At 72.7% G+C, this 20,983-nt stretch carries 19 protein-coding genes and 1 pseudogene; 5 read left to right on the top strand and 15 right to left on the bottom strand.

The features are described 5' to 3' along the window. Nucleotides 1–36 precede the first annotated feature (36 nt). Nucleotides 37–1,473, bottom strand: a complete 1,437-nt coding sequence (locus V8690_RS07490; protein ID WP_338776684.1) for a PLP-dependent aminotransferase family protein — start codon at nucleotides 1,471–1,473, stop codon at nucleotides 37–39. On the opposite strand from V8690_RS07490, the gene V8690_RS07495 reads away from it, so the two are divergent. Beyond that, complete coding sequence (locus V8690_RS07495; protein WP_338776685.1) at nucleotides 1,472–2,392, top strand: DMT family transporter; 921 nt, start codon at nucleotides 1,472–1,474, stop codon at nucleotides 2,390–2,392. The genes V8690_RS07490 and V8690_RS07495 overlap by 2 nt on opposite strands. A 93-nt stretch (nucleotides 2,393–2,485) precedes the next feature. Continuing rightward, nucleotides 2,486–2,686, top strand: coding sequence for a DUF1918 domain-containing protein (locus tag V8690_RS07500; RefSeq protein ID WP_010045242.1), 201 nt, complete (start codon nucleotides 2,486–2,488; stop codon nucleotides 2,684–2,686). A 1-nt stretch (nucleotide 2,687) separates the two neighbouring features. On the opposite strand, the gene V8690_RS07505 is transcribed toward V8690_RS07500, so the two are convergent. Then, a complete protein-coding gene (locus V8690_RS07505; protein ID WP_338776692.1) occupies nucleotides 2,688–3,926 on the bottom strand; it encodes a family 10 glycosylhydrolase in 1,239 nt (412 codons plus the stop codon). A gap of 180 nt (nucleotides 3,927–4,106) precedes the next feature. On the opposite strand from V8690_RS07505, the gene V8690_RS07510 reads away from it, so the two are divergent. Both V8690_RS07510 and V8690_RS07515 read left to right on the top strand, forming a co-directional pair. Then, the gene (locus V8690_RS07510; protein WP_338776694.1) at nucleotides 4,107–4,982 is read left to right on the top strand and encodes a 3-hydroxybutyryl-CoA dehydrogenase; all 876 of its coding nucleotides are present in this window, start codon (nucleotides 4,107–4,109) and stop codon (nucleotides 4,980–4,982) included. A gap of 229 nt (nucleotides 4,983–5,211) precedes the next feature. Then, complete coding sequence (locus V8690_RS07515) at nucleotides 5,212–5,469, top strand: hypothetical protein (RefSeq protein ID WP_338776696.1); 258 nt, start codon at nucleotides 5,212–5,214, stop codon at nucleotides 5,467–5,469. A 1-nt stretch (nucleotide 5,470) separates the two neighbouring features. Here the strand turns inward: V8690_RS07515 and V8690_RS07520 are convergent, their stop codons facing one another. From V8690_RS07520 to infC, 10 genes and pseudogenes are all read right to left on the bottom strand, one after another. Next, nucleotides 5,471–6,016, bottom strand: a complete 546-nt coding sequence (locus V8690_RS07520; protein ID WP_338776699.1) for an NUDIX hydrolase — start codon at nucleotides 6,014–6,016, stop codon at nucleotides 5,471–5,473. Between the two features lie 107 nt (nucleotides 6,017–6,123). Further along, a complete protein-coding gene (locus V8690_RS07525) occupies nucleotides 6,124–7,464 on the bottom strand; it encodes a transcriptional regulator (RefSeq protein ID WP_338776701.1) in 1,341 nt (446 codons plus the stop codon). 258 nt (nucleotides 7,465–7,722) lie between these two features. Continuing rightward, complete coding sequence (locus tag V8690_RS07530) at nucleotides 7,723–8,733, bottom strand: PP2C family protein-serine/threonine phosphatase (RefSeq protein WP_338776702.1); 1,011 nt, start codon at nucleotides 8,731–8,733, stop codon at nucleotides 7,723–7,725. Between the two features lie 151 nt (nucleotides 8,734–8,884). Continuing rightward, a complete protein-coding gene (pheT, locus tag V8690_RS07535; RefSeq protein WP_338776703.1) occupies nucleotides 8,885–11,398 on the bottom strand; it encodes a phenylalanine--tRNA ligase subunit beta in 2,514 nt (837 codons plus the stop codon). Continuing rightward, nucleotides 11,398–12,525 carry a phenylalanine--tRNA ligase subunit alpha gene (gene pheS, locus V8690_RS07540; RefSeq protein WP_338776706.1) on the bottom strand — a complete coding sequence of 376 codons (1,128 nt, stop codon included), beginning with the start codon at nucleotides 12,523–12,525 and terminating at the stop codon, nucleotides 11,398–11,400. Before pheS ends, pheT begins: the two co-directional genes overlap by 1 nt. A 127-nt stretch (nucleotides 12,526–12,652) precedes the next feature. Further along, on the bottom strand, nucleotides 12,653–13,795 hold the full coding sequence (locus V8690_RS07545; protein WP_338776709.1) for an ATP-binding protein: 1,143 nt from the start codon (nucleotides 13,793–13,795) through the stop codon (nucleotides 12,653–12,655). Nucleotides 13,796–13,848: 53 nt separating this feature from the next. Continuing rightward, a pseudogene (locus V8690_RS07550) lies at nucleotides 13,849–14,708 on the bottom strand (RNA methyltransferase). 91 nt (nucleotides 14,709–14,799) lie between these two features. Continuing rightward, nucleotides 14,800–15,183, bottom strand: coding sequence for a 50S ribosomal protein L20 (gene rplT, locus V8690_RS07555; protein WP_010045263.1), 384 nt, complete (start codon nucleotides 15,181–15,183; stop codon nucleotides 14,800–14,802). Nucleotides 15,184–15,277: 94 nt separating this feature from the next. Then, nucleotides 15,278–15,472 (bottom strand): 50S ribosomal protein L35, encoded by a 195-nt coding sequence (rpmI, locus tag V8690_RS07560; protein ID WP_059419477.1) that lies wholly within the window; start codon nucleotides 15,470–15,472, stop codon nucleotides 15,278–15,280. Between the two features lie 107 nt (nucleotides 15,473–15,579). Next, nucleotides 15,580–16,230, bottom strand: a complete 651-nt coding sequence (infC, locus tag V8690_RS07565; RefSeq protein ID WP_338785275.1) for a translation initiation factor IF-3 — start codon at nucleotides 16,228–16,230, stop codon at nucleotides 15,580–15,582. A gap of 397 nt (nucleotides 16,231–16,627) precedes the next feature. Between infC and V8690_RS07570 the strand changes: the two genes are divergently transcribed. Continuing rightward, nucleotides 16,628–16,984 (top strand): DUF1844 domain-containing protein, encoded by a 357-nt coding sequence (locus V8690_RS07570; protein ID WP_338776716.1) that lies wholly within the window; start codon nucleotides 16,628–16,630, stop codon nucleotides 16,982–16,984. A gap of 22 nt (nucleotides 16,985–17,006) precedes the next feature. Here the strand turns inward: V8690_RS07570 and V8690_RS07575 are convergent, their stop codons facing one another. The 3 genes from V8690_RS07575 to V8690_RS07585 are packed head-to-tail and all read right to left on the bottom strand — an operon-like array spanning nucleotide 17,007 to nucleotide 19,807. Then, a complete protein-coding gene (locus tag V8690_RS07575) occupies nucleotides 17,007–17,735 on the bottom strand; it encodes an SseB family protein (protein ID WP_338776717.1) in 729 nt (242 codons plus the stop codon). Nucleotides 17,736–17,795: 60 nt separating this feature from the next. Beyond that, the gene (gene mycP / locus V8690_RS07580; RefSeq protein ID WP_338776719.1) at nucleotides 17,796–18,998 is read right to left on the bottom strand and encodes a type VII secretion-associated serine protease mycosin; all 1,203 of its coding nucleotides are present in this window, start codon (nucleotides 18,996–18,998) and stop codon (nucleotides 17,796–17,798) included. Then, nucleotides 18,995–19,807, bottom strand: coding sequence for a hypothetical protein (locus V8690_RS07585; protein ID WP_338785277.1), 813 nt, complete (start codon nucleotides 19,805–19,807; stop codon nucleotides 18,995–18,997). Before V8690_RS07585 ends, mycP begins: the two co-directional genes overlap by 4 nt. Nucleotides 19,808–20,983: the final 1,176 nt, after the last annotated feature.

Here is a 20,983-nt window from a genome sequence, read left to right on the forward strand (position 1 = left end):
GGATGCTCTCAGGCGGGCCGGAGGTGCGTCGAGCCGTTATGGCAGCACCTCGTCGCAGGCCACGCGCAGCCGCCGTACCCCCTCCGCGATCTCCCCGGTCCCCGCGACCGCCGCGAAGCTCAGCCGCACGTGGGCGGCGGGCGGCTCGGCGCTGAAGTAGGGACGGCCGGGGGTGATGGCGACGCCCGCGCGCAGGGCGGCCGCCGCGAGAGCCGGCTCGTCCGTCCCGTCGGGCAGCCGCGGCCACAGGTGGTAGCCGCCGGACGGCACGTGCGGCAGGGCGAGTTCCGGCAGGTGCAGCGCGAGCGCGGCGGTCATCGCGTCCCGGCGCGCCCTCAACTCGGCGGAGACGGCTCGCAGATGGCGCGGCCAGGCGGGCGACCCGACGAGTTCGAGTGCCGCCTCCTGAAGGGGCCGGGGCACGAAGAAGGTGTCGACGACCTGGATCGCGCGCAGCCGCTCCAGGACCGGGCCACGCGCGGCCAGGGCGCTCACCCGGAAGCTCGGGGAGGTCGCCTTGGTGAGCGAGCAGACGTGGACGACGACACCGTCGGGGTCATCGGCGGCCAGCGGGCGCGGCAGCGGCCCGGCGTCCTCGTGCACGAGCCGCCGCACGAAGTCGTCCTCGACGACGAACGCGCCCGCCGCGCGGGCGATGCGCAGCACCTCGCTGCGCCGCTCGGGCGCGAGCACGGCACCGGTGGGGTTCTGGAAGAGCGGCTGGCAGACGAAGGCCGGAGCGCCGGTGGCCCGGAACGCGTCGGCGAGCAGCGCCGGTTTCACCCCGTCCGCGTCCACCGGGACGGGCACCGGGCGCAGGCCCGCGGCACGGGCGATGGCGAGCATGCCGGGATAGGTCGGCGACTCGACGAGGACGGGGGCGCCGGACGGGGCGAGGGCGCGCAGGGCCGTGGTGAGCGCGGACTGCCCGCCCGCGGTGATCAGCACCTCGGCGGCCGTGAAGGACCCGCCGATGCCCCGCGCGAACCACTCGCGCAGCTCCGGCAACCCCTCCATGGGCGGGCGTCCCCAGGCACCGGGCCGGCGCCCGGCGCGCGACAGGGCGGCGGCCATCGCGCGCTCCGGCTGCAACGACGGGTGCAGATAGCCGCCGTTGAACTCGATCACGCCGGGCGGCGGGGCGGCCAGCGAGATCAGCACCCCGGAGGCGTCCACCGAGCGCGGTACGAGGTCGGCGGCACCGTCCGCGCTGAGCGCGACCTCCTGCCAGGAGGTGTCCCCGGCGGGGGCCGGTGCCGTGCGGGCCTGCGCGCGGAACGCGCCCGCGCCGGGCCGGGTCACCACCAGCCCCTCGGCGGCGAGCTGCGCCAGCGCCCGCGACACGGTCACGGGACTCACCCGGAACCGCTCGACCAGGGCCCGACTCGACGGCAGCTTTCCACCCGGTGAGTAGCGGTCGAGCTCCCGCCGCAGCTGTTCCACCAGTTCACCGACGCTGCTACGCTCATGCATGAGAGCAGAGAGTAGCGCTACTGCCGCGCCCACGATAGCAGTCGCCACGACGGGCCCGGACCGCCCCGGCCTCGGCACCCTCCAGGCCGCCCTGGGCGTCATCGCCTTCTCCCTCACCTTCCCCGCCACCGCGTGGGGTCTGGAGGGCTTCGGGCCCTGGTCGCTGTTCGCCGTCCGCAGCGTCCTCGCCGCAGTGATCGCGGGCGGTGCGCTGCTGGCCCTGCGGGTGCCGCTGCCCGCCCGCCACCACTGGTTCGGCCTCGCGGTCGTCGCGGCCGGTGTCGTCCTCGGCTTCCCGCTGCTCACCACGCTCGCGCTGGAGACCTCGACCACCGCGCACGCCGCCGTCGTGGTCGGACTGCTCCCCCTGACCACCGCGCTCTTCTCCGCCCTGCGCGTCGGCACCCGGCCCTCGCGCACCTTCTGGACGGCGGCCCTCGCCGGCGCGGCGGCGGTGCTGGCCTTCACCGTGCAGCAGAGCGGCGGCGCCCTGAGCACGGCCGACCTGTACCTCTTCGCGGCGCTGCTGGTGTGCGCGGCCGGCTACACCGAGGGCGGCCGGCTGGCCCGGGTCATGCCGGGCTGGCACGTCATCGGCTGGGCGCTGGTGCTGTGCCTGCCGCTGACCGTGCCCGTCGCCGCGTTCGCGTTGGTTCAGGAACCCGTGCGGCTGACCGCGCACAGCGTCGCCGGGCTGCTGTGGGTCGCGGCGGGCTCGCAGTTCCTCGGACTCGTCGTCTGGTACCGCGGCATGGCGGCCATCGGCATCCCGAAGGCCAGCCAGTTGCAGCTCGCCCAGCCCCTGCTCACACTGGTGTGGTCGGTGCTGCTGCTGGGCGAGCACCTGACGGTGGCCGCCCCGCTGACGGCCGCGGCGGTGCTGGTCTGCATCGCCGTCACACAACGGGCGCGCGGCTGAGCGGGGCACGCCCGGCCACTGCCGAGCGGCGCCCCCGGCCGTAGACTCGAAAGGCCACGGACCGCTGCTCCACACATCGTGAGGAGGCCCCAGATGCGCGCAACCGTGGGCGACCAGCTTGTCCAGCACGGCAGGGTGGTCGGTCAGCACGACAAGGTCGGCGAGATCGTCGAAGTCCTGGGCCAGGAGGGCAATCCCCCGTACCGCGTCCGGTTCGAGGACGGGCACGAGGGCGTGTGCTCGCCGGGACCCGACACCGAGATCCGGCACCGGGAGACCACCACCGGGCCGTGATTCAGCGCGGCGGCGGCGCCGGCTGCCCGTAGTGATCGGCGACCACTCTCGCCATCGCCCCGATCCGATCGGTCGCCATGTCCTTGGCGGCGAAGAAGACGTGCCCGCGCACCTGCGCGTGATCCCTGGCCCGCGTCAGGTGCCGGGACAGCTCGGCCGGGTCCTGCCAGGCCGCGGGCTGCGCCGGGTCACCGGCCTTGTACAGCGCCTCCCCCACGTAGAGCTGCGTCGAGGTGCCGCGCGCGACCTCCGCCCACCAGGGCACCAGCTTCGCGTAGTCGGCGGCGGCGAAGCCGATGTTCCAGTACAGCTGCGGGACGATGTAGTCGATCCAGCTCTCGCGCACCCACTTTCGGGTGTCCGCGTGCAGGTCGTCGTAGGTCTGCACGCCCGCCCGGGTGTCCGAGCCGAGCGGGTCGGTGGCGGCGTTGCGCCACACGCCGAAGGGGCTGATGCCGAAGGGGGTGCCGGGCCGGACCCGCTTGATGCGGTCCGCCGTCTCCCGGACCAGCTTGTCGATGTTGTCCCGCCGCCACGCGGCCCGGTCCGGGAAGCCGGCGCCGTACTCGTCGTAGGCCGTGTCGTCGTCGAAGGTCTGGCCCGCCACCGGGTACGGGTAGAAGTAGTCGTCGAAGTGGACGCCGTCCACGGGGTACTGCTCCACCGCGTCGAGCATCGCGTCCTGCACGAAGCCCCGGACCTCGGGCAGCCCGGGGTTGTAGTAGAGCTTCCCGCCGTACGTCACCGTCCAGTCCGGATTCCTGCGGGCAGGATGGTCGGCTGCCAGCCGGGTCGGGTCGGCGTGGGTGGCGACCCGGTACGGGTTGAACCAGGCGTGCAGCTTCAGGCCGCGGGCGTGGGCCTCCGCCACGGCCGTGCCCAGCGGGTCCCAGCCGGGGTCCTTGCCCTGGGTACCGGTGAGGTACTGCGACCACGGCTCGTACGGCGAGGGCCACAGGGCGTCCGCCGCGGGCCGGACCTGGAAGATCACGGTGTTGAGCCGGTTGCTCACCGCCCGGTCGAGGTGGGTGAGCAGCTCGGACCGCTGCTGCGCGGCGGTCAGCCCCGGCTTCGACGGCCAGTCGCGGCCCGCCACGGTGGCCAGCCACACGCCCCGCATCTCGGAGGCCGCCCTGTCGTCACCCCGGCCGTCCCGCTTGGGCGCGGCCGACGCCGGAGGCACCATCGTGAAAGCCGACAGCGCCGCCACCGCGAACGCCCTGCGTGACACTCGTCCCATCCGCATGCCCCAAAAAGCCGCGGATCCGCCCGGTCGCGGATCGCTCCGCGCCCAGCATGCCCGAGACGGACCCGACCCCCGCGATCGATCATCGATACTTGGGAGTAACGTGCACGAACGGAGCAGGCACCGGAGCCCGGAGCACCTGCCCAGAAGTGGATCAGCAGCGAAAGGGACGATGTGACGGACATCCCAGCGGGAGACATTGCACGCGTCGGAGTCGTGGGCTGCGGTCAGATGGGCGCGGGGATCGCCGAGGTGTGCGCCCGGTCCGGTCTGGACGTCATGGTCGCCGAGACCACCGGCGAGGCCCTGGAGATCGGCCGGACCCGGCTGTTCAACTCCCTGGCCAAGGCAGCCGAGCGCGGCAAGATCACCGAGGAGGAGCTGGAGGCCACGCAGGCCCGCCTGAGCTTCACCACGGACCTCGGCGAGTTCGCCGATCGCGACCTGGTGATCGAGGCCGTCGTCGAGAACGAGCAGGTCAAGACCGAGATCTTCCAGGTGCTCGACCAGGTCGTGACCCGGCCCGACGCCATCCTGGCCTCCAACACCTCCTCCATCCCGCTGGTGAAGCTGGCGGTGGCGACGTCGCGGCCCGACCAGGTCATCGGCATCCACTTCTTCAACCCGGCCCCGGTGCAGAAGCTCGTCGAGCTGATCCCGGCCCTCACCACGTCCGAGGGCACGCTGAGCCGGGCCCAGCTGTTCACCGAGAAGCTGCTGGGCAAGCACGCGATCCGCGCCCAGGACCGCTCCGGCTTCGTGGTGAACGCACTGCTGATCCCGTACCTGCTCTCCGCGATCCGGATGTTCGAGACGGGCATCGCCAGCCGCGAGGACATCGACAACGGCATGGAGATGGGCTGCGCCCACCCGATGGGCCCGCTGAAGCTCTCCGACCTCATCGGCCTGGACACGGTCGCCTCGGTGGCCCAGTCGATGTACGAGGAGTACAAGGAGCCCCTGTACGCCGCTCCCCCGCTCCTCCAGCGCATGGTCGACGCGGGCCGGCTGGGCCGCAAGACGGGGTCGGGCTTCTACACGTACGACTGACCGCGCGGCCTTCTGCCCAGGAGCCCCCGAGGCTGATTACGGACGGTCAGAATTCAGCCAAGCCACGGGCCCGGCACCGGAATGGGTGCCGGGCCCGTGGCATTCACACACCGTGTGCGCACCGTGCTCGCATATGCCCGTCGCACACTCTCCCCAGGCGCCCACCAGGCGAGTTGACTCCTCATGCGCATGCAAGGGATGTGCAACGACTACGGAAAGGAGCGGACTCGTGACCGCCGATCCCGAGCATCCGGTCGTTCATGGAGAACTCGCAGAGTTACGACGCCGCCTGGATGTGGCGTACGCCCGTGTCGAGGGCGGGCTGGCTCTGCTCAGCCACCGCACCGAGGAGACCGCCAAGGAACTCGACGAGCTCAACACCCGGATCAACTCCCTCGAACACGCGCGCTGGCCGCTGCCCGCGGTCGCCGCCCTCACCGCCGTGGGTGCCCTCGTCGTGGCGATCTGGCAGGCACTGGGACGTTAGCTCAGGGCAGTGTGTCCTGCCCGAGCCTGAGGTGGTGCAGCAGCAGTAACGCGGCCGCCATGTTGGCGGCCGGGACCTCCCCGCGGGCGACCATGTCGGGAACGAGCTTGAGTGGAACCCATTCCCGGCGGTCCGACTCGAAGTCGTCCACGGGGTGCCCGACGTACTCGCCTTCGTCGGCCCAGTACACGTGGTGCCGGGCGTCGGTGAGCCCGTTGGACGGCTCCACGCTCATGAGGTGGTGCAGGGGTCCCGGCCGCCAGCCGGTCTCCTCCTCCAGTTCCCTGGCGGCCGCGCGGGCGAGGTCCTCGCCGTCCTCGACGACGCCCGCCGCGAGTTCCCACCCCCAGCTGTCGGTGATGAAACGGTGCCGCCAGAGCAGCAGCACCTCGTTGGCCTGGTTCACGACCGTGGCCACGGCAACGGGCCGCAGCCGTATGAGGAAGTGGTCGAGGTGCCGGCCGTCCGGCAGTTCGACATCCGCGAGATTGACGCTGAACCACCGGTTTGAGTACACAGCTTGTTCGTTGTGTTTCGTCCACTGCACGGTTCTGCCACCTTCCGTCGAGTAAGTGGCAATATCGCAGCAGGGATGTACTGACAGCAGGCGCACAGGACGTCGCTCGGGATGACGCGGGCGCCCGTCGCCAGGTTCTACAACGGTACGCGCAGCGCCCCGTCGATGAGTTCCGCGGCCTCGGCCGTGCCCGCGCAGCCGCTGCGCACCAGGTGCTCCCGCACCGCGCACAGCCGGTCCCGCAGCCGCTGGGACTCCATGCCCCGGGCCTGCTCGGCCATCTGCACGGCGATGGCCACGGCCTTGTCCGCGTTGCCCTGCCGCAGCTCGATCGTGCTGAGCATGGCCAGCCGGTGCACCCGGCCGCGGTCGTGCGCCGGGTTGTCGACCGCGGCCGCGGCATGCTCCCCGGCGGCCGCGATCTCCCCGAGACTCAGCAGCGCCTCCGCCACCTGGACGTTGACCAGCCCCGGCTGGACATAACCGGTCTCGTCGGGCTCGTAGCCGCGCCGGATGCGCTCGGCGGCCTGCTCGGCCCGCCGGATGCGGGACAGGGCGCTCGTGCCGTCGCCGAGATGCGCGTACGCCTTGGCCTGCATCGCGTACAAGTCGGAGGCGAGCGCCGGGGTGATGTGCTTGCCGGCCGCCCGCAGCGCGGCCTCCGCGAAGGCGACGGCCTGCCGGTACTCCCTCATGAACAGCGACTGGTTGACCAGCAGCGCGATGATGTAGGCGCCGAGCCCCCGGTCGCCGCTGGCCTTGGCGAGCCGCAGGGCCTGGTGGAAGTAGCGCTGCGCGAGGCCGTGCGCGTCGGAGTCGTAGGCGCAGATGCCGGCGACCGCCACCAACCCGCCCGTTGCCCGGTGGAGTTGGCGGCCGGTCTCATCGGTGTAGCTGCCGCGCAGCAGCGGCGCGGCCTCGGCGTTGAGGAAGCCGACGATCCGGGCCCGTGTCGCGATGCCCCCGGCCTTGCGGTACATCTGCTCGTAGTGCGTGCGGGCGGCCCGCAGCATCTCCAGGTCGCCCGGGGTGACCCGGTGTCTGCCGCCACGGGAGACGTCCACGTCCTCGGGCGGGTTCTCCCACTCCCACACCGGCATCACGGCGGGCGTGCCGGTGAGCGCGGGCGCGCCCAGGATGTGCGGGCGCTGCTGCTGGTCGGAGCGCCACAGGGCGGTGGCCCGCTCGACGAACCCGGACAGCGAGCCGGTGTGCGCGGCGGACGACTCACCGGGCACGCCCAGGCCGATGTCGTCGAGGGTCACCTGCCGCCGCAACCGGGCCGCGAGCACCTCGCAGATCAGGTCGGGCACCTGGCCCCGGGGACGCTGCCCCTTCAACCACCGGGCGACGGCGGTGTGTTCGTACCTCAGGGACAGACCACGCGCCCGTCCCGCCTGGTTGACGTGTGCGGCCAGCCCCGCGTGCGAGATCCCGGCCTCGTCCAGGATCGCGTCGAGCAGAGTATTGGGCTGCATGTGGGCCCCCCGGTGGCTCGGTGCGGCCAGATTAATGGCTCTGCCTTCACACGGGGTGTGAACGGAGTGCTCGAATCCGCGCTGTGTGCGCGCTGTCGCGGAGAGTCGCGGACCGGTTGACTGAAATGCCTCGCAAGAGGCCGGCCGGGCCGCCGGCTCCCCCTCGTACAGTGCGGCGGCCCGCTTCCGCCGTCCGCCCGGCTGCCTGCCCGACACTCCGTGGCGGGGCGGACGGCATCGCCGGCCACGCCGGGTGGTTCATCGCCGTTGTGTGAGGGGTGCGTCGTCGGCTGCGGGTTCGTCGTGGCGGGTCGCGCGGTTCACCGCGCCCCTCAGGGGCGAAGACCGGCTGTTCGTGAGGACCATCAGGGCGATGTCGTCCGCAGGCGCACCCCGGGTGTGGTCCAGGAGTGCCGTGGACACCCTGCTCAGGATCGCCTGCGAGGACCATGCCCCCTCCCGTACTGCGCTCGTCAGCGCGTTCGGCAACGGAAAGAACCGGCCACGCGCATCCCGCGCGTCCTGCGCACCGTCGGTGCAGAGGAACAGCGCGTCACCGTGCTCCAGATACCCCAGACCTACGGTGGACAGCTCGGTCGGCAGCGGGAACAGGCCCAGAGGCGGATACGGATCGGCCGGGGCGAGTTGGTCGACGCCGGCGTCGCTCAGCCGGTACGGCCACGGATGCCCGCAGTTCAGGGCGGCCATCCCACCGTCGGCTCGGATCTCCACGAGCAGCAGGGTCACGAACTCCTCGGCGGCGCCCGCCGGATGCTCCTGGCGCAGATGCCGGGCCAGGGCGCGTTCCAGCCGGTGCAGCACCCGGCCGAGGTCGTTCTCGTCGTGCGCGGCCTCACGGAAAGAGCCGAGCACGGCGGCGACGGTCCCGAACGCGCCGATTCCGTGCCCGCGTACGTCACCCATCACGGCCCGTACGCCGTACTCGGTGGCCACGACCTCGTACAGGTCACCTCCGATGGCAGCCCCACGCTCCGCCGACATCTGGGCGGCGGCGACGTCCAGCCCGTCGATGTGCGAGGGCAGCGGCCTGACCAGCGCGCTCTGCGCGGCGCACGCGACGCGGCGCAGCTGCCGCAGCTCGCGCATCAGCGTCTGCCGTACATGGAGGATCAGCCCGGTACCGACCGCGAAGAACACGGCGCTGGTGACGATCCGGGCTTCGAGGCCGGTCTCCCGGGCGAGCGGACAGGTCAGCTTGTACGTGACGGCCGCGGCGCCCCACACCGTCGGCAGACCGAGACTACGCACCCGACCCCTGATGCGGATCATGCCGATGGCCCCCCAATAGGCCCCTGACACACAGAATCGGACCGGCCCGAGTAGGCCGGTCCGATTCTGTCGACAGCACACCCGAAAGGGCAGGCTTGCCTTCCTTTACCACTCGAACGAGTGAGGGGCGCTAGCTCCGCAGCTCAGCCCCGACGCGTTCACCCGCAAGGGCCACCGCCGCATCCCGAGCCGCCGACGCCTCATCCACCGTCAACGTCCGGTCAGCCGCCCGGAACCGCAACGCATACGCGAGCGACTTCCGCCCCTCCCCCAACTGCTCGGCGTTCTCGTACACGTCGAACAGCCGGATCGACTCCAGCAGCTCCCCGGCACCATCACGCAGGGCCTCCTCAACCTCCGACGCCGGAACAACCGCATCGACGACCAGGGCGACATCCTGCGTGGCAACCGGGAACGTGGAGATGCGCGGCGCCTTCACCGTGGCGTCACCAGCGGACTCCACCGCATCCAGGTCGATCTCCATCGCACAGGTACGCGCGGGCAGCCCCAGCGCCTTCACCACGCGCGGGTGCAGCTCCCCCGCATGTCCCACGACCCGCTCGGCACCGTCCACGGTGATCGCCAGCTCGGCACACCGCCCGGGGTGCCACGGCCCGTACTGCCCCTTGCGGATGATCAGCTCGGCGCCCGCCTCACGGGCGACGGAACGCGCCGCCTCGACCGCGTCGGCCCAGTCGGCCGGACGGCCCTTGCCCCACCAGCCCGCCTGCTCACGAGCACCGGCGAGGACGACGGCGGCGTGCCGAGGCTGCTCGGGCAGCGCCGCGTTCAGCTCGGCGAGCTTCTCGTCGGTCGGGCGGCGGTCGACGGGCAGCACGGCGGCGATCCGCTGCTCCTCGCGCGGCCGGAAGACCAGGCCGGACTCGAACAGCGCGAGGTCGTGCGAGCCCCGGCCGTCGTTGCGCCGCAGGGCGGCGAGCAGACCCGGCAGCAGCGTCGTGCGCAGCGCGGGCTCCTCGTCGCTCAGGGGGTTGCTGAGCTTGACGACGCGGCGGGCCGGGTCGTCCGCGTCGAGGCCGAGCTGGTCGAAGACCTGCTCGCCGATGAACGGGTAGTTCAACGCCTCGACGTACCCGGCACCGGCCAGGGCCCGGCCGACGCGGCGGTGCAGCCGCTGCCCGTTCGTCAGGCCGCGGCCGGCGGGCGGCTTGGGCAGCGTGGAGGGCAGGTTCTCGTAGCCCTCCAGACGGATGACCTCTTCGGCCAGGTCGTTCGGATCGGTGAGGTCGGACCGCCAGGACGGCACGGTGACGATCAGCTCGTCCTGCCCGTACACGTCACAGCCGATCTCCTGGAGCCGCCGCACGACGGTCTCCCTGCCGTAGACCACGCCCGCGACCTTGTCCGGGTGGTCGGCCGGGATGGTGATGGTGCGCGGCGCGGTCGGGGCGATCACCTCGGTGACGCCGGCCTCGGCGGTGCCGCCCGCGAGGAGGACCAGCAGGTCGACCGTGCGCTGGGCGGCGGCAGCGGCGGCCTGCGGGTCGACGCCGCGCTCGAAGCGGCGGGACGCCTCGGAGGACAGCTTGTGCCGGCGGGCCGTGCGCGCGATCGACACCGCGTCGAAGTGCGCGGCCTCGATGACGACGTCCGCCGTGGCGTTCTCCACGTCGTCGTGGTCGGCGATCTCCGTGTTGGCGCCGCCCATGACACCGGCGAGCCCGATCGGGCCGCGGTCGTCGGTGATCACCAGGTCCTCGGCGTCCAGCGTGCGCTCGACACCGTCGAGGGTGGTGAGCTTCTCGCCCTGCTCGGCCCGGCGCACGCCGATCGTGCCCTGGACCAGGCCGCGGTCGTAGGCGTGCAGCGGCTGGCCGAGCTCCATCATCACGTAGTTGGTGACGTCGACGGCGAGCGAGATCGGGCGCATGCCGACCTTCTGGAGCCGGCGCTGGAGCCAGATCGGCGAGCGGGCCTCGGCGCTCAGGCCGGTCACCGTGCGGGCGGTGAAGCGGTCGCAGCCGGTGGGGGCGGAGACCCGCACCGGGTAGCCGTACGCGTTCGGGCCGGGCACGTCGATCAGGGCCGGGTCGCGCAGTGGCAGGCCGTAGGCGATGGCGGTCTCGCGGGCGACGCCGCGCATCGACAGGCAGTAGCCGCGGTCGGGCGTGACGGCGATGTCGAGGACCTCGTCGACCAGCTCGAGCAGCTCGATCGCGTCCTTGCCGACCTCGGTCTCCGGCGGCAGCACGATGATGCCCTTGGTGCCGTCGTCGCCCATGTTCAGCTCGTCGCTGGAACAGATCATGCCGCGGGACATCTTGCCGTAGGTCTTGCGCTCGGCGATCTGGAAGTCACCGGGCAGGACGGCGCCGGGCAGGGCCACGACGACCTTGTCCCCGACGGCGAAGTTGCGGGCGCCGCAGACGATCTCCTGGGGCTCGCCGGTGCCGTTGGCCTGGCCGACGTCGACGGTGCAGAAGCGGATCGGCTTCTTGAACTCCGTCAGCTCCTCGACGGTCGCCACCTGGCCCACGACCAGGGGGCCCTTGAGGTCGGCGCCGAGCCGCTCGACGGTCTCGACCTCCAGACCGGCCGAAATGAGCTTGGCCTGGACGTCGCGGCCGGTCTCCGTCGCCGGCAGGTCGACGTACTCCCGCAGCCAAGAAAGCGGGACCCGCATCAGATCTCCATCCCGAACGGCCGGGTGAACCGGACGTCACCTTCGACCATGTCTCGCATGTCCTCGACGTTGTGGCGGAACATCAGCATCCGCTCGATGCCGAACCCGAAGGCGAATCCGCTGTACTTCTCGGGGTCGACGCCGCAGGCGGTGAGCACCCGGGGGTTGACCATGCCGCAGCCGCCGAGCTCGATCCAGCCCTCGGACGAGCAGGTGCGGCAGGGCCGGTCGGGGTTGCCGATGGACTCGCCCTTGCAGACGTAGCAGAGCATGTCCATCTCGGCGCTCGGCTCGGTGAAGGGGAAGTAGTTCGGCCGCAGCCGGGTCTTCATGTCCGCGCCGAACAGGGACTGGACCATGTGGTCCAGGGTGCCCTTGAGGTCCGCCATGGTCAGGCCCTCGTCGATCGCGAGCAGCTCGATCTGGTGGAAGACGGGGGTGTGCGTGGCGTCCAGCTCGTCGGTGCGGAACACCCGGCCGGGGCAGACGATGTAGACCGGCAGCTCGCGGTCGAGCAGGGCGCGGGCCTGCACCGGGGAGGTGTGCGTGCGCAACACGACGCCGGATCCGGACTCGTCTGTGCCCTTGGGGCCCTGCACGAAGAACGTGTCCTGCATCTGCCGGGCCGGATGGTCGGGCAGGAAGTTGAGGGCGTCGAAGTTGAACCACTCCGCCTCGGCCTCCGGTCCTTCGGCGATCTCGTAGCCCATGGCCACGAAGACGTCCGCGACCCGCTCCATCATCGTGGTGAGCGGGTGCCGGGCGCCGGCCGGTACGCGGTCGTAAGGCAGCGTGACGTCCACCGCCTCCTCGACCAGCACGCGCGCGTCCCGCTCGGCCTCGAGTTCGGCCTGGCGGGCGGCGAGGCCCTTGTTCACGGCGCCGCGGGCCTGCCCGACGCGCTTGCCGGCGTCGGCCTTGGCGTGCGGGGGCAGGGCGCCGATCTCGCGGTTGGCGAGGGCCAGCGGGGAGGCGGGGCCGGTGTGGGCGACCTTGGCCTCGTGGAGCGCGTCGAGGGAGTCCGCGGCGGCGAAGGCGGCGAGCGCCTCGTCCCGCATGCGCTCGATCTCTTCCGGTTTCAACGCCTCGACCTCTACAGGGTCGTACGACTTATTCGGTGCCGACATCTCTTCCCGTGCTTCCGATTGGCTGGCTGAAGGTCCCCGTCACCGACTCCGATGGCCGTCTGCGGGACACAAAGGTGCCAATGGCCGAGTCTAACGGGGTGGAGGTATACGAATGCGCCCGTGGTCCTCAGGCGAGATACGCCGGGGCCGCCACGGGCAACGTAAATCGGAACTCGGCGCCGGCGCCGGGGGCGCGGCCGACCGTGATGGTGCCGCCGTGGGCCTCGACGATGCCCTTGACGATGTAGAGCCCGAGGCCCGTGCCGCCGCGCTTGCTGCCCCGCCAGAAGCGGGTGAAGACGCGGTTCATGGACTCCTCCGGGATGCCGGGCCCCTCATCGCTCACCGTGACCGACGTGCCGATGTCCTCGCCCTCGCGGGGGGACGCCGTGGCCGTGACGTCGATCGTGACAGTTCCCTCGCCGTGCCGCACGGCATTTTCCAGGAGGTTGCTGAGCACCTGGTCGATCTTGTCGGGGTCGGCCCACAGATCGGGCAGCGGCTGCTGGACCCGCAGCAGGAACCGGTCGGCGGGCTGCCCGGCGGCGACGTAGGCCTGGATGTGGCGTCCGACGGCGGCGCCGATGTCGACGGGCTGGCGGCGCACCTCCAGGCGGCCGGAGTCGATGCGGGAGATGTCGAGCAGCTCGGCGATGAGCCGGGTGACGCGGTCGGCGTCGGCGTCGACGGTCTCCAGCATCAGCCGCTTCTGGTCGTCGGTGAAGCGTTCCCACTTGGCGAGCAGGGTGGCCGTGAAGCCCTTGACGGAGGTGAGCGGGGAGCGCAGTTCGTGGGCGACGGTGGCGATCAGCTCGGCGTGGCTGCGCTCGGTGCGGCGGCGCGCCTCCGTGTCGCGCAGGGTGACGACGAGGCGGCGTACGGGCCCGGTGGGCCGGGTGCGGACGTAGCGCGCGGAGACCAGCACCTCACGGCCGCCGGGGAGGAGGAGGTTGCGCTCGGGCTGTCCGACCCGGATCGCGAGGCCGCCGTACGGGTCGGTCAGCTGCCACCAGCGTCGCCCCTCCAAGTCCTCTAATGGCAGGGCCTTCTCCAGGCGCTGCCCGAGGGCGTCCCGGGCGCGGACGGCGGTGATGCGCTCGGCGGCGGCGTTGAAGCAGACGACCCGGCCCTGCTCGTCGGCGACGACGAGTCCGTCGGGCAGCATGTCGGGGTCGATGCCGAGGTCGGCGAGATCACCGGGTGGCCGCGACGCGGCGGGCGGGCTCCCGGCGTCCTGGGCCCCCGGTGCGCTGCTCGTGCCGACGCTCATCCCCGTACCCCACCTCCAAGCTCCACAGAGGGGTCCCTGAGCTGGTCACCCTACTAGTTCCCGGTGACGGAGCGGCACCCTCCGGCGGCGCGCTGTGCACGTGCCGACGCATAGAGACATACGGCGGCGGCGGTGGCGAGGTTCAGGCTCTCGGCCTTCCCGTGGATCGGGACGCGGACGACGGCGTCCGTCAGGGCGCGGGTCTCCTCCGGAAGGCCCCAGGCCTCGTTGCCGAAGACCCAGGCGGTCGGCCCGCCCATGGTGCCCTTGTCGAGCTCGTCGTCGAGGTCGCGGTCGCCGGCCCCGTCGGCGGCGAGGACGCGCACACCGGCGGCCCGCAGCCCTTCCACCGCCTGCTCCACGGGGACGCCGACGGCGACGGGCAGGTGGAACAGGGAGCCGACGGAGGCGCGGACGGCCTTGGGGTTGTACACGTCGACGGAGGCGTCGGTCAGGACGACGGCCTCGGCGCCGGCGGCGTCGGCGCAGCGCAGCACGGTCCCGGCGTTGCCGGGGTCACGGACGTTGGCGAGAAGGGCGACGAGCCGGGGGCGCGCCGCGAGAACCTCCTCGAAGGGCGTGTCCAGGAAGCGGCAGACGCCGACGAGGCCCTGCGGGGTGACGGTGGTGGAGATGTCGGCGATGACCTGCTCGGAGGCGAGGTGCACCCGGGCGCCGGCGTCCCGGGCCGCTCCCACGATGTCGGCGTACCGCTCGGCGGCCTCCAGTGTGGCGAACAGCTCCACGAGCGTGTCCGCACCCCCGGCCCGGTACCCGGCCGCCTCCCGCACCGCCTGCGGCCCCTCCGCGAGGAACAGCCGCTCCTTGCCCCGGAAGTTCCGCTTAGCCAGCCGCCGGGCGGCCAGGACGCGGGGGAACGGGGGGAGATGAGCTCGGGGGTGGCGGGGGGCATTCCGTTCGCTTTCTCAGTAGCTGGCTGCACAGCAGGACCCGCAGGCCGAGCGGCCTGCGGGTCCTTCCGTCACATCGGCTCGAAGCCGGCGTCAGGCCGCCTTGGGGGCGTTGACGTCGCTCGGCAGCGCCTTCTGGGCGACCTCGACGAGCGCGGCGAACGCACCGGCGTCGTTGACGGCCAGCTCGGCCAGGATCTTGCGGTCGACCTCGATGTTCGCGGCCTTCAGACCCTGGATGAAGCGGTTGTAGGTCATGCCGTTGGCGCGGGCAGCGGCGTTGATGCGCTGGATCCACAGCTGGCGGAAGTCGCCCTTGCGCTTCTTGCGGTCGTTGTAGTTGTAGACCAGCGAGTGGGTGACCTGCTCCTTGGCCTTGCGGTACAGGCGCGAACGCTGACCGCGGTAGCCGGAGGCCTGCTCGAGGATCGCCCGGCGCTTCTTGTGGGCGTTCACTGCCCGCTTGACGCGTGCCACTTTTGACTCCTTGTAGCGGGGCCGCGGTGGTCTTCACACGGCCCGAAATCGATTGGGTCCCGGTCCTGACGTACGGCGCTCACGCGCCGGAGCGTCACTTGCCGAGAAGCTTCTTGATCTTCTTGGCGTCGCCCGGGGCCATCTCGGCGTTGCCGGTGAGGCGACGCGTCACACGGGACGACTTGTGCTCGAGCAGGTGGCGCTTGCCGGCACGCTCGCGGAGCACCTTGCCGGAGCCGGTGATCTTGAAGCGCTTGCTGGACCCGCTGTGCGACTTGTTCTTCGGCATAGCGCCGTACTCTCCTCGTCGGTGGCGCTCCGGTGCCCGGTCGCGAAAACCGGGCACGGTGGAGCGTCGTCTTGTTTCGGTTGGTCCTGGGACTCGCGTCCCCGGAGTCACGCCTCGGCGGGCTCCTCGGCCGGCGCCTCGACGTCCGCGTCGGTGTCCGCGGCGTTCTGCGAGCGGCCGGGGTTGGCCTTCGCTTCCGCCTTGCGGGCCTCCTGCGCCTGGCGAGCCTCGGCCATCGCCTCGGTCTTCTTCTTGTGCGGACCGAGAACCATGATCATGTTTCGGCCGTCCTGCTTCGGGTTCGACTCGACGAAACCGAGGTCCTGGACGTCCTCCGCGAGACGCTGGAGCAGTCGGTAGCCCAGCTCGGGCCGGGACTGCTCGCGACCACGGAACATGATCGTGATCTTGACCTTGTCGCCCTGCTTGAGGAACCGAACGACGTGACCCTTCTTGGTGTCATAGTCGTGCGGGTCGATCTTCGGCCGGAGCTTCATCTCCTTGATGACCGTGTGCGCCTGGTTCTTGCGCGCCTCACGGGCCTTCATGGCCGACTCGTACTTGAACTTCCCGTAGTCCATGAGCTTGCACACGGGCGGACGGGCGTTCGCCGCGACCTCGACCAGGTCCAGGTCGTACTCCTGCGCAAGCTCCAGTGCCTTGGCCAGGGGGACGATGCCCACCTGCTCGCCACTGGGACCGACAAGTCGCACCTCGGGAACGCGAATCCGGTCGTTGATGCGGGGCTCGGCGCTGATGGATCCTCCTCGGTAGCACCACGCGACGGTCTGGCGGACGGCCGCGTAACGTCTCTGTTCGATAGACCTAACCGCGCCGAAGCACAAAAAATGCCCCGGACGATTCCCAGGCGGGGCTCCTCGAACTACCGGAGCACCGCCGCGGGGGAGCCGCGGGGCGCGATTTCGGACGGAGCGCCGCCGCTGGGACGGGACCGTCTGACCGGTGACCCACCGCCCTGGGGGCGGTCAGGTGGGAGTTCGAAAGCCTCCACTTGTGGGTCGGGCTCGCGGGCCGCGAGGCATGCGGGTCCGACCGGTCGTTACACGAGATTACCAGCAATGGCCAGGAACGGCTAATTGTGGCGCCCCGGGGTCTGGTACGGCGCACGCCCGGCCTGCGCCTATCGTGTGAGGCATGAGTGAGACCCCTCCTGAGTCCCCCGACTTCGACGCCATGGCCCGCGACATCGCCGAGGTCCCGGCGGTCGAGGTGATCGTGACGGTCGCCGTCAACCTGATGAGTGCCGCCGCGGTGAAGCTCGGTCTGACCGAGGAGGGCGACAAGCACAAGGACCTGGACGAGGCCCGCAAGCTGGTGCACGCGCTGGCCGGCCTGCTGGACGCGTCCGCCACCGAGATCAGCTCGTTCCACGCGGCGCCCCTGCGCGACGGCCTGAAGTCGCTCCAACTGGCGTTCCGCGAGGCGTCGCTCGTCCCGGACGAGACGGGCAAGGGCCCGGGGGAGAAGTACACGGGCCCGGTCTACGGCTAGGTCCCGCCTCAGAGGTCCCGCCTCAGCGTTCGTACAAGGGCTCGCCCGGTGGCGTCGCCCCGGCCGGCAGCAGTGCCAGGTCGAGGCCGCGCACCAGGCGGGCCCTCAGTGTCTCGTCGGCGGCGAGCCGCCGGGCGACCGCCCGGGCGGCTTCGGCCGGGGCGGCGGACGGGTCCAGGACCAGGGTGAGGGTGCCGTCGGCCTGGCCCGGGCCGAGGTGGGCGCGCAGAACGGCCGGCTCGGCGGCCACGGCATCGCGTACGGCCTCGACGACGGCCGGGTCGGCGAGCGGGTCGGTGGTCGTACGGCCCTCCGCGAGGGCGAGCAGGGCGTGGCCGGTCAGTTCGAAGGGCACGGGCCCGGCCAGGTCGAGCACGACCGTGTCCGCCTTCTCGTGCGCGGCGGCCTGGAGGGCCTGGTGCAGGGGGACGGCGACGGGGCGGGCCGCCGGGTCCCAGCGGGCGAGGGAGTCGGTGGAGGTGAAGGCGGGCAGGGCGGTGCGGTTGCCCGCCTTCAGGGTCGGTACGGCCATGTCGCTGGTCTTCTCGCGGCGCAGTCCCCGCTCGTCCTCCTCGACCTCGCCGAGCACGGCCACGACGGGGACGAGCAGCCGGGCGCCCTTGAGGGCGTCGAGGACCGGTCCCACGGCACCGCGGTCCTCGGACCAGGCGGCGAGTGCCGCGCTCAGCCGGGGGTCGGCGGAGCCGTCGTCGTCGGAGAAGCCGGAGTCGGGGATGTTCTTGTTCGCCACGGTCGTCGACCCTATCGGCCGGGTGCAGCCGCGTCGGCGGGCGGCCCTGGTGGCCGGCTGCTAGAAGTCGTCGCGGCTCGTGCGGCGGCCCCGCCACAGGACCACGGCCGCGACCAGCAGGACGCCGCCGGCGCCGCCCGCGAGGGGGGCGGCCCAGTCGGCGGTGTCGTCGCCGGAGCCGGTGGTGTCCGGACCGCTGCCGAAGTACTTCGCGCCGTACGCCGCCGAGCGCAGGCCCTGCGGCTTCAGCCGGTCGGCGGCCTTGATGGCGGCGGCCGGGTCGACGAAGCCGAAGCCGCGGGAGTCGTCGCGGCGCCCGACGGGGGCGTTGCGGGCGGTGTCCTCCAGGAGCGACTTGATCTGAGCCGGGGTCAAGTCGGGGTGGGCCGCCTTGACCAGGGCGGCGGCGCCGGAGACGAAGGCGGCGGCGGCGCTGGTGCCCCAGCCCTCGTAGTACTTGTGGTCGGGGTCGGCGATGACGACGTCGACGCCGGGGGCGCTGACGGTGGCGTACCAGCGGCGGGTGGAGAAGGGGGCGCGGGTGCCGGAGCGGTCGACGGCGGTGGCGGCGATGACGCCCGGATAGGCGGCCGGGTAGGAGATGCGGTCGCCCTTCTCGCCGCCGTTGCCGGCGGAGGCGACGACGACCACGCCCTTCTTCAGGGCGTACTGGATGGCCTGGTCCTCGGCGGGTTCGGGGTGCGCGGAGGCGGAATCGTCGCCGAGGGAGAGGTTGATGACGTCCGCGCCGTGGTCGGCGGCCCAGCGGATGCCCTCGGCGAGGGCGTTGCCGCGGGTGCTGCGGGCCTTGGCCCGGGAGGGATCGCCGTCCTCCAGGATCACGCGCACGGGGAGGATCTTCGCCTCGGGGGCGATGCCGAGGACGCCGTCGGCGTTGCCCGGGCCGTGTCCGTGCCCGGCGATGATGCCGGCCATGGCGGTGCCGTGGCGGGCCCAGGCGCGGTCGCCGGGTTCGGCTCCGAAGCGGATCAGGTCCTTGCCGGGGAGGACGTTGCCGACCAGGTCGGGGTGGTCGGCCTCGACGCCGGTGTCCAGGACGGCGACGGTGATGCCTTCGCCCTTCGTGGTCTGCCAGGCCTCCTGGGTGCGCATCGCCTCCAGGGCCCATTGCTGGGCGCGGATGCCGTCGGCGTGGGCGGTGGTGGAGGGCAGGAGGACGAGGCCGGCGGCGAGCAGGACGCTCAGCGCCGCGGACCGGCCGGCCCTGGCTGCTGTGCCGGCCGGGTTCCTGGTGGCTTTCACGACGGCTGCTCCGTGGCCGAGCGGACGTTCTTGCGCAGGCCGCGTTCGACGCGGTCGGCGAGGCCCTGCGCCTCGTTGCCGAGGCCGGCCTGGGCGGGGGCGGTGGTGGCGCCGGGCCCCATGGCGTCCCCGGCGGGCTGCGGGTCGTCGACGGTCCGGCCGTCGGCCCAGCCGGAGACGGCGTAGACCACGACCGGGGCCTCGGTCAGCACGGAGACGGTCCAGGCGGCGCGCTGCTGCGCGCCGAAGTGGGCGGCGGGCGTGTCCTTCGCGGCGTACGGCAGGGGCATCAGGTCGCTGCGGCGGTCCAGGCGCTCCTTGCGGAAACGGTTCGCGAGGGAGGTCATGCCCGGGGCGTCGGCCTTGGTGAAGAGCAGGCCGACGGTGGTCACGTAGCTCTCGGTCGCGTCGGTGTAGGTGGCCCGCAGGAGCCGCTCGCAGCCGACGGGGGCGAGGGCCTTGCGCAGCAGGGGGTCGAAGGCGTCCTTGCAGCCGCTGTCCGGGGCGACCGCGATACGGGTCCAGGTGCGGTCGGCGCCGCCGGGACCGGCGCCCTGGCCCTCCACTGTGGGCGGGAACAGCTGGTCGACGGGCACGCTGTGCCAGAGGCTTCCGGCCGCGCTGAAGGTACTGCGCGAGCCCTCCTCCCCGGAGTCCCCCACGAGCCAGCTCCCGGTGACCGCGCCCGAGATGAGCCCCAGTCCGAGCACGAGACAGACGGCGGCAGCGGCGGCCTGGGACGCCCCGCGCCCCCCGAGCGGCCGGGGCCGCGCGTCACCGTCGTATCCCTCGGGCTCCCCGAGAGACACGACGGGGCGTGTGCCGGCGGGAGCGGGCGCGGGGGGCAGGGGGGCGCTCCAGGAGAGGGACGGGTCGGGAGAGACGTCGGCGGGCCGGTGGGCGGGTGCCGAGGGCATGCGCGGACCACGCCCGGTGGTGGCACCGGTGCCGATGCCGGCCTGCGGCTCGCGCGTGGGACGTGGCGGAACACCGGGCCGCGCGGAACCGGGGCGACCGAAGGATTCAGCAGGCCCGGAGGACGGGCGCTCGGCTCGCTCGGCGGATGACGGGTCCGCGGGGACCGGTCGCAGGCGGGCGGTCGTCTCCGAGGAGTTCTCGGCGGGGGCGCCGGTACGGCGTGACGTGGGGGCGTACCCCGGCCGGCCGGACGGGCCCGGCGTGGTGGGGAGGTGGCGCGGTCGCGGAGGGGCGTCGGGTGGGGTGGACGGCCTGTCCGGCTCGGGCCGCGTCACACGGCCGACACCGGGCCGCGCATCCGGGAAGCGGTCGGAGGCACGGGGCGGGGGCGGGGCGGCGGCGTCGGTACGCCGGGGAGCGACGGGCTCGGCAGACCGGGGCGCGGCCGCCTCGGGAGGCCGGGGGGCGGCGGGCTCGGCAGGACGGCGTGCGGCGGCGTCGGCACGCCGAGGAGCGACGGGCTCGGCAGACCGGGGCGCGGCCGCCTCGGGAGGCCGGGGGGCGGCGGGCTCGGCAGGACGGCGTGCGGCGGCGTCGGCACGCCGAGGAGCGACGGGCTCGGCAGACCGGGGCGCGGCCGCCTCGGGAGGCCGGGGGGCGGCGGGCTCGGCAGGACGGCGTGCGGCGGCGTCGGCACGCCGAGGAGCGACGGGCTCGGCAGACCGGGGCGCGGCCGCCTCGGGAGGCCGGGGGGCGGCGGGCTCGGCAGGACGGCGTGCGGCGGCGTCGGCACGCCGGGGAGCGACGGGCTCGGCAGGACGGGGCGCGGCCGCCTCGGGAGGCCGGGGGGCGGCGGGCTCGGCAGGACGGCGTGCGGCGGCGTCGGCACGCCGAGGAGAGGTGTTGCCGAAGCTGGGGAAGCGGGGGCGGCGGTTCGAGCCGTCGGTTTCGCCGGAGGCCGTGCCTCCACCCCGAGCGGCCGTTTCCTGGCCGGCGGCAGCTGACCCGTGGACGCCGGAGCGCCCCCGGTCGTCCATAACCGACGGGGTGTCACCCCCGGCCGGGTC

It is taken from the genome of Streptomyces sp. DG1A-41, from assembly GCF_037055355.1.
Lineage (GTDB): Bacteria > Actinomycetota > Actinomycetes > Streptomycetales > Streptomycetaceae > Streptomyces.